The following is a 9,245-nucleotide window of genomic DNA, read 5'->3' as shown; positions in this document are numbered from 1 at the left end:
CTTCTGGATGGAAAGCTCTATTAGCTAATTTATATGGTTCTGATACATGCATGACCTTTTCTACAGCTGGATCAACTTCTATCGATTCTGGATCTACTTTTGTTGTATCTCCAATGAGTCCCATTATTGTTTGATTTTCTCCTTTTGAAACATGAACTTGTAGTCCTTTTTCTTCAATATTTTTTTCAATTCTTGTCACATCTTCAGTTTTAGCTTCTTGTTTTAATACAATAATCATTTTCTTTTTCCTCCTTTATAAACAAAAAAACTCATCCTATAAAGGACGAGCTCTATTCCCGTGGTACCACCTTTTTTCACCTAAAGGTCACCCTTTAAGCCTCATCAAGTACAATCATACTCTCATCATGTAACGGTGATCACCGGAGATGCCTACTCAATTCAACATTCTACTCATAGCTGTATTCACAAATGACGCCAAATCTTTTTCCACCAACCAAAGACTCTCTATATTTTAATCATTTGTTACTAGGTCTAGTCACTGTATTTATGTTTATTCTACTTGACATCGTTTCCTGTGTCAATCATTATTTAACTTCTTAACCACCTCTAATAATTCTTCATCACTATAAACAACAAAATCAATAAAAGAAGTATCCTTTTCTTGTTTTTGATGATTATACCAAATCGTCTTTACTCCTGCTTGATAAGCTCCCATCATATCTATTTCATAACCATCTCCTACATAGTAACTATCATTTCCTTGAATTAATTCAAAGATTTCTTTTTGTGGTTTTTGATAACCTACTTTTTCTGAAATTATAATAGGAAAATCAATGATTGGAAATAATGAATTAATTTTATTCATTTGTGTTTTTTCTTTTCCATTAGTAATAATACCATAAGAAATATTCTTTTCTTTTAAGTAGTTAAAAAGTTCTTTCATTGTAGAAGATAATGTTAAATGTGCTTGTTGATCTTCATAGACTTTTTGAAAATCAAGTGCTTGTTGATTTGTAATGAATTGATGAAAATCTTTAAAAGCATTCTTTAAACGATAAGTAGATAATTCATCTTTTGTTATTAATTTATTTAAATATTTTGGGTAAATTTCATTACTATAGATTCTACTTTGTTTCCATAAAGCATATATATCAAGATCTTCATGAAATACTTTTTGATAAGCTTTATAAAAAGGATCATATAAACGATAAAGTGTATCGTCTAAATCAAAATAAATAACCATATCTCCTCCTAAAAGAAAAAACAGGTCACCCTGTTTCTTCTTGGTTGGTTCTCTTTTTATATTATGACAAGTGGAAAGTAAGTTTATATGAAGTAGCCAACCTCTACTATTTTTCTCACATTTATTTTACCTCTTTTGATTTAAAAAGTCTACTTTTTATCAATGTTTTTTTATTATGGTCGAATAATTTCAACAAACTTAAAAGTATCATTTTCAAATGTAAAATGTAATATACAACAATTAGTAAGGCCTCCACTTTTTAATACTTCTCCAGGATCAATAACAGTGGATAAAAAACACATACAAGCACCAGCATGTGAAAGAGCAAGAACTGTTTGATGATCTTCTTTATCCATCACATCTGTAAGTGTTTCTTTTAATCTTTTTTGTACATCTTCTCTTCTATCTCCACCATAATGTGGAAATAAATCATCATAACCAAAATCATCAAACTTAGGGTTTAAATCTTCACTTTCTCCTTCAAATAAACCAAAATTTCTTTCTTTTAATCCCTTCAATCTTTTATAATAATGGTCTCCAATAATAAGTTCAATCGTATCGCAACATCTTTCTGAGGTACTACTATAATAATGATCAAAAGAAATATCTTTTAAGTATTCTTTAGCTTTTAAAGCTTGTTGTTTTCCTAATTCAGTTAATGGTGAATCACACCATCCTTGAATTCTTCTTCTAACATTAAATAATGTTTGTCCATGTCTCATTAAATATAAATCTTTTTTCATAAAAACTCTCCTATCCAAAGATTTCTTGAATCACTTCTAATAAATCTTTTTGTTCTTCATTCATGGGTATACAAGTATTAATTTCTTGATAATATTTTTTCAACAAATCATTATTTCCTATTTGTTGTAAAGTTGTCATTATTTTGTAATAAAGCATAAAGCGATATTGTGGATAATTCTTACAAAGCTCTTTTATTTCTTCATCTAAATTTTCTTGAGTATATTTTGTAAGGGTGCTTAAAACATCCATTTGAATTTCTACATATCTTAAAGAAAGAGCATACTCATTTTGTAGTTCTTTTAAAAGTGAATAAATTTTTGTAAGAAAAGAACCTTGATGTTCAACATAATCAATTTCTTGGAAAACACGTGTAAAAAATTGTTCCAAATCAATACCATAAGGACTAAACGTATTTTGTAAGTCTTGATTTTTTTCATGTTTCATTTTGATTAAACGCTTCATGATACTTTGTGTTTGTTCAAGCAAATCATAATAATCATGATCTTTTTGAATCAAATCAATAATATCACTAGCTATATAGTTTTTATCTGGAACTTGATGAATATCTTCATGATGTTCAATGACTTTAACAATATAATAAACAAGTGCATCATCGTCAAACATTTCATTTTTTTCACCTAATCGATCTAATTGTTGATCATATTTTTCATCAAAATATGCAATTGTTTCATCAGTATCTTTACAATCATTATAGTAATTTAAAACTTCTTCATATTTTATATCAATATCATTATGATGAAGTTCTTTTTCTATCATATGATATGTCAAATTTTGAAAAAGCTTTTGTTTTTCATTTAAGTAAGTTTGATTATCTTTGTATTCTTTTTTTAATGTATGTATTGTTGTCTTCATAAAAAACCTCCTGCATTATTTTAACACATTTAAAATAAAAAAAATACGATAAATCATTACCGTATTTCTTCTAAAAATTAAAACTCATTTTTTCTTCTATAAAATCTAAGTCCAAATAAAATTCCACCCAATGAAGATATCAATAACATAAGATTTTCTAAAATTTGTGTATCATCACCCGTTTTAGCTTTTTTAGATTCTTGCTTTGGAGTTTGATCAGATTTATTTTCTTTAGTTTCTATTTTGTTTTCTTCATAATTATTTGTATATTCAATAGTTGTTGTTTCATCTTTTTCTACATTGAGATTTGCTGCTACATCACCTTTTTCTTTTCCATCTATGATAGATACTATATGAGTAAGCTTGTATCCTTGAACATCATCAGTAAGCTCTTTGACTGTATGTTTACCAGCAACTTTTGTTAACTCTAACATCCACTTTCCACTATTTTCATCATACTCAAAATCATTTAATGAATAGACCTTTTTATCTTGTGTATCTTTGTCTATAACTTCAAATTTTATAGATTTTTCTGCTTGTTCTTTTGAAATATTACCTTTTATAATTTTAGCAATCACAAGTTTACCTGGTTTAGCTTTATCTTTCATAATAATCTTATTGTTTTTATAGTCAACAACTTTACCCTCTTTCCCAACAACAAATGTTATTGGCTTAGCTATTTCATAACCTTTTGGTGCGTTTACTTCAATTAATGTATAAGTTCCAGGTACTAATTTTAAATTATAAGAATTTTTACCATCCGTTATCCAGTGAGCAATTTCTTCATTTGCTTGATTAATAACTTTAAGCTCTGCACCTGCTATTTTTTCATCATTTTCTTTGTCTACTTTATCAACTTTTACATCATAAGTTGTTAATTCATAAGTATTTTCAAAAGCTACTGTTGCTGTAGTTCCTTTTTCTACATCAACATCTACACTTTTACCTTCATTTACTTCATTTCCTATCATGTAGATTGTTTTTACAAGGGTATAACCATGTATATCATCAACAAGTTCTTTGACAGTATAACCTCCTGTATTTTCTTCTAATTCTAGAATCCAACGATTTCCATCATAAATAAAATCATTTAATGAATATATATGAGATTTTTGTGTATCATTTTGTGTTACTTCAAACTTTATTGAATCACCAATTTGTTCCTTTGATAAATTTCCTTGAATTGTTTTAGTAATAACCAATTTACCTATAGGTTGATCTTTCATGATAACTTCATTGACCACTTTATCATTGATTTTTACTTTTCCATCTTTTGTAACCACAAATTCGATAGGATTCGCAATTTTATAACCATCAGGTGCAGTTATTTCAGTTAAAATATAATTTCCATATCCAAGATTAACCTTTTGTCCATCCTTTGATGAATCAATACTAATAATTTCACCTGTATCCTTATTTTGGATTTGTAAACTAGCGCCCTCAATATCTTCATTATTTAAGATATCTTGTTTACGAATAGAGACTTCATATAATTTTGGAGTATAACTATTTTTAAAAGCTACATTTCCTTCACCTTGATCTTCAATTTGTATACTTTCTGTTTTTTTACCTTCTACTTCTTGTCCGTTTATTATATAAGTTGTTTTAACTGTATAACCTTCTATTGATGAATTTGTTTCTTCAACTGTATATTTTCCAGCTAAAACATCCAATTCTTTCGTCCAAATTTTGTTTACTTCATCATAAGAAAAATCATCTAAAGTATATTTATCTACGTTGTTTGTTTTTTGATTTATTACTTTAAAAGTAATCTTTTGTGCATCTTTTTTGGGAATATCCCCTTCTATTGTTTTAGTAAGAATTAATTTAGCTTGTGTTTTTTCATCTTTCATAGTGATTTTATTTTCACTCATGCCTTCAATCTTACCATTTTCATTCACTGTAAAATCAATAGGATCCGCCACTCTATAACCATAAGGAGCTTCTTCTTCAATAAGAGTATATTTCCCAGGAGATAATTTTAATTTATGCGTTTTTTCATCATCTTGACCAGAAATCCATCTTTCTACTAGATTACCTTCTTCATCAATTACTTTTAACTTCGCACCATCTACTTCTTTTGTACCAGAAATATCTGTCTTATCTATTTCAACATCAAACACATTTAAATCATAATTATTTTCAAATTCAATAAATGTCGTTTTATCTTTTTTAACAGTAACCTTTTCTGCTATTTTATCTGTTACCTTTTCTTTTATTTCACCATTTTCATTTATTTGATATTGAGTTAAAGATAATTTATGCCCTTTTATAGACGTTACTAATTCTTCAACTTTATATCCTCCTGCAACTTGTATTAATTCCTTTGTCCATTTTTTATTACTTTCATCATAATTAAAGTCTTTTAATGAATACGTATTTACTTCTTTCGTTGAATTATTTGTTACTTTAAAACTTATAACTTTTTCAGCTTGTTCTTTATTGATTGAACCAGTAACACTTTTACTAATTACTATTTTTCCAGGTTTTGCCTCATCTTTCATGATGACTTTATTTGTTTTACTATAAGTACCATCCTTACCTTTTATAGATATTTCTCCATTTTTAGAAACTTTAAAATAAATATCATCTGCTTTTTTATAACCGTCAGGTACTACTTCTTCAATAAGTATATACTCACCAAACGGTAATGAAACAGTATGTGTCTTATCTTTTTCACTGACCCATGAAGCTACTTCTTCTTTTGTTTTTTGATTTACTATTTTAAGTGTTGCTCCAGCAATTTCCTTTTCATTTGTTAGATCTTGTTTGCTTATAGCTACTTCATATGGTTTTGGAGTGTAACTATTTTTAAAGGCTACAGTTACTTCACCTTGATTTTCAATTTGTATACTTTCAGTTTTTTTACCTTCTATTTCTTGTGTATCAATTTTATAAGTTGTTTTTACTGTATAACCTTCCACTGATGAATTTGTTTCTTCAACTGTATATTCTTCAGCTAAAACATCTAACTCTTTTGTCCAAGTTTTACTTGCTTCATCATACGAAAACTCATCTAAAGTATATTTATCTGTCTTCTTTGTTTCTTGATTCATTACTTTAAATGTAATCTTTTTGGCATTTTCTTTAGAAATATTCCCTTCTACTGTTTTAGTTAGAATAAGTTTACCTTTTTCGATATGTTTGTCTTCCATGATTATTGTATTTTGATCATTGCCAACTATATTACCATCATTATCCACAACAAACGTAATATCATCAGCTACCATATATCCCTCTGGTGCTTTGGTTTCTTTTAAAACGTATGTTCCTGGTTCTAGTTTAACTTTTCCTGGATTATTATTTTCGCCAGTTATCCAACTTTTTACAGTTTCATTTGTATCTTTATTAATAATACTTAGGTGTGCGTTCTTCAATTCAGATTTCGTCTGTGCATCTATTTTACTAATTTCAATAGTATTTTCTTTTGTTGTTCCTTTTTCGTTAGAAATTGTATAAAAATGCATTGCTTGTGTTTTATCAATAAGTGTTACAGGATAAGTATTATCTCCTTCTTTAATAGCTTCAGGATAATTTTCTTCACTATTTCCTTTAAATATAAAATAATGTGGTGTAGCATCTAATTTATAATTATCAGGTGCTTCTGTTTCAACAATTCTATAAAGAACATTTCTACTCAACCCAGAAAAAGTAAGATAACCCGTTGGTAATGTTTCGCCCTCTGCTTTTAATTTTGTAGCAGTTGTTTCAAAATTATTATTATATGTTACTTCACTACAGCTAAATTTGGCTTTTTCTAAGGCTTTTGTTTGATCATCTTTATCACATTTATAAAGTTTTATACTGACGCCATTCCCTGTGGAAGCTCCTGAACTTTCAAGTACTTTTCCTTTCAAAGAAACATACGTCTCTAATTCAGATTGATTTGGTATTCCTTTTAAAGAACACTTATTGTAGGCATTTGTTTCATTTAATGCGCTACTATCTTCACCTACTGGTAAATTAATAGTTGCTTCATATTCAAGAACAACTTTCTTTTCATCAGGAATTATTATTTTTAATACATGTTTTGTTTCATCATAGCTTACTTGATTAGCCGTAGCTTTATTACCATTAATTGTTAAACTATTCATATAATAATCAAGAGCACTTCCCATTTCATCAACAAGTTCGATATCTTTACCCTCATTTAATTTAATTGCACCTTCATTCACCGTAATTTTATATCTAACATTTGGTGCTGTATCTTGATTATAAGTATATTCTTTCTTTAAAATATCGTTTTTTGATAACCCAAACCATCTTGTAGCTGTTGCTGTTGAAATATTGCCATCAATAGATAAAGACGCCTTATTGTCATAGGCTTTATCTCCTAGTGCTTTTGAAACATCTATAATGCTTGCTTTATATGTTAGATTTAAAGAATTTATTTTCAAATAATCTAATGCTGCATTTGTAAATATAAACTTAACTTTTCCGTTTTCTTTTTCTACTTGAATATTCTTAAGAATCTCTTCATTTGTTATTTGACTATCCCATTTTTCAATTATATCTAATAAGTTATCTACATACTGTGTATTTTCAGGAAGTGTATCTTCAATAAAAACATTTTTTGCATCGGTTGGTACTTTTTTTACAATTAATTTCCAAGCCATTTCATCTTTATTACAAGAGCTACCCCAATAACCTTCTTTTTCAAGAAAAGTTTCAATTTTATAATCATAATTAGCATTACTTTCCCCTAATTTCTTTGTTTCATTAAAACATTCACCTTTATTTGCATAAGATGTTGTTGTTGATGGAATATTATCTAGAGATGTAATAACTTGTATAATAATAGTTCCTTCATTTACTTTTCCAAAGTCAAAAGTTAATTCTCTATCCTTTTGACTAAATATTGGTGTACCATTATATCCACTTTTAACTTGATATGATTTATAATTCATTCCTTCTGGCGTTGTATCTTTAACAATTAAATGATTTATACCATTTTCAGGAACATTAATTTTTATTTGCCATGCAACCTCTTGTGAATTTCCTGTTGTTAGACAAGTTTTTTCAATAAATTGATAATTTTCTTTTCCTACTTTAAATGAATCTGTATAATCCGTGTTTTGTGTATTACCAAAAGGATTAATAGTGAACGTATTACTCTTTGTAATGGCTGGCGCATTACTAGGATCTTCACCAAATTTAGTTTGGTAAGTAATCTTGTACTCCTTATCACATCCAGCAGGTACTTGGAAATTTCCAGTTGTTAAACTTTCCCATGTTAATCCTTCAATAGAAGGACTACATTTAAAACTTCCATCAATATATTCACCAATATTATCACCTAACGAATCTTTAATAGTAGAACCACCAATATCAAAATTACCCCCAGGATTTAACGTAACTTCCCAATTGATAACTTTATTACTATCATCACCAGTAACACTATGCTTTTTTTCCGCCCAATTTTTCTTAGTATATTCTAATTTCTTGTAAGAATTTTTTTCATTTGTTTGTGTATCACTCTTTACAGTTATGTTATTTCCAACTTTAGAATTCCAATCATCCGGATTATATGCAAAAACATCTTTTTTTACTTTTACTTTATATTTAGCATATAAAACTTCTTTATCATTCATACTTCCAATTGTATATTGAAATTTATTAGTTTCTTTTAAATTATTTGTAACTGTACCAGTATAAGAAATTGTACAGGCTTCATCTGTGTAAAATTGAACATCTCCATCTAATGTCATATTTTCATCCATTTGATCAGTCACAACAACGTTTGTTTGTGAACCAGTTGCTGAAACCTTTAGTTTGAATTTTGCAGAAAGGTTATCCCCCTCGCTTATAACTTTTCCACCTGTTTTTTCTATTTCAACTTTATCATTAGATGTATCACGATCCATATCAATGATAAATTGACCAACACCTGGTAAGTCTAGTTTCCCTTTTCCACCTTCATGATTGTTTGTAAATGAATCACTCAAAGTTCCATTGATGATAAGTGAACCATGTCTATTTGATTTACTAAAAAATAATTCACTTTGATCTCCTGCATTATATTTAACTGTAATTGTATTACCTTTTATTTCAAAATGTCCTACAGTTTCCGCACCTTCTTTTAGTTCCTTAATTCCTTCTTCCATGGTTATTCCATCAGGCAAAGTATAAACCATTGTATTATTATCTTTTGTTGGAAACTGATTATCAATAAATCCCCATACTAGTTTGATAGAAATTGCTGAACCATACGGTATTTTGTTTTCTATATTCGGCTGTAAAATATGGTCTCCAATTTTAATATAACTTCTATCAACTACATCACTTGGTAGATTTTTATCAATAAATTGAGATAAATCTACCGATTCTTCAGCAAATGCACTAAATACATTTGTTGAAACTGCTGTTACTATCATGACTACCACCAATAACAGTGAAAACAACTTCTTCTTTCTATTCATTATTC

Annotated in this window: 4 protein-coding genes, 1 pseudogene and 1 other annotated feature; all 5 genes and pseudogenes read right to left on the bottom strand. The window is 28.1% G+C overall.

Annotated features, from left to right (window positions below; translation table 11 throughout):
- Positions 1 to 238 (bottom strand): annotated as a pseudogene (locus LJD34_RS09925) (3-deoxy-7-phosphoheptulonate synthase); the annotation flags it as partial.
- A 38-nt stretch (positions 239 to 276) separates the two neighbouring features.
- Positions 277 to 509, bottom strand: a binding site (T-box leader).
- 29 nt (positions 510 to 538) lie between these two features.
- Positions 539 to 1,204, bottom strand: coding sequence for an HAD family hydrolase (locus tag LJD34_RS09920; RefSeq protein WP_032091702.1), 666 nt, complete (start codon positions 1,202 to 1,204; stop codon positions 539 to 541).
- Between the two features lie 173 nt (positions 1,205 to 1,377).
- Positions 1,378 to 1,947, bottom strand: coding sequence for a histidine phosphatase family protein (locus LJD34_RS09915; RefSeq protein ID WP_227359781.1), 570 nt, complete (start codon positions 1,945 to 1,947; stop codon positions 1,378 to 1,380).
- Positions 1,948 to 1,957: 10 nt separating this feature from the next.
- A complete protein-coding gene (locus LJD34_RS09910) occupies positions 1,958 to 2,821 on the bottom strand; it encodes a hypothetical protein (protein ID WP_032091704.1) in 864 nt (287 codons plus the stop codon).
- Positions 2,822 to 2,898: 77 nt separating this feature from the next.
- The gene (locus tag LJD34_RS09905; protein WP_227359780.1) at positions 2,899 to 9,240 is read right to left on the bottom strand and encodes a collagen binding domain-containing protein; all 6,342 of its coding nucleotides are present in this window, start codon (positions 9,238 to 9,240) and stop codon (positions 2,899 to 2,901) included.
- Positions 9,241 to 9,245 lie beyond the last annotated feature (5 nt).

This window comes from Faecalibacillus sp. MSK20_93 (genome assembly GCF_020589945.1).
Classification (GTDB): domain Bacteria; phylum Bacillota_I; class Bacilli_A; order Erysipelotrichales; family Coprobacillaceae; genus Faecalibacillus; species Faecalibacillus intestinalis.
Note: the sequence above shows the minus strand (reverse complement) of the source record. Positions and strands in the feature narration are given on the sequence as shown.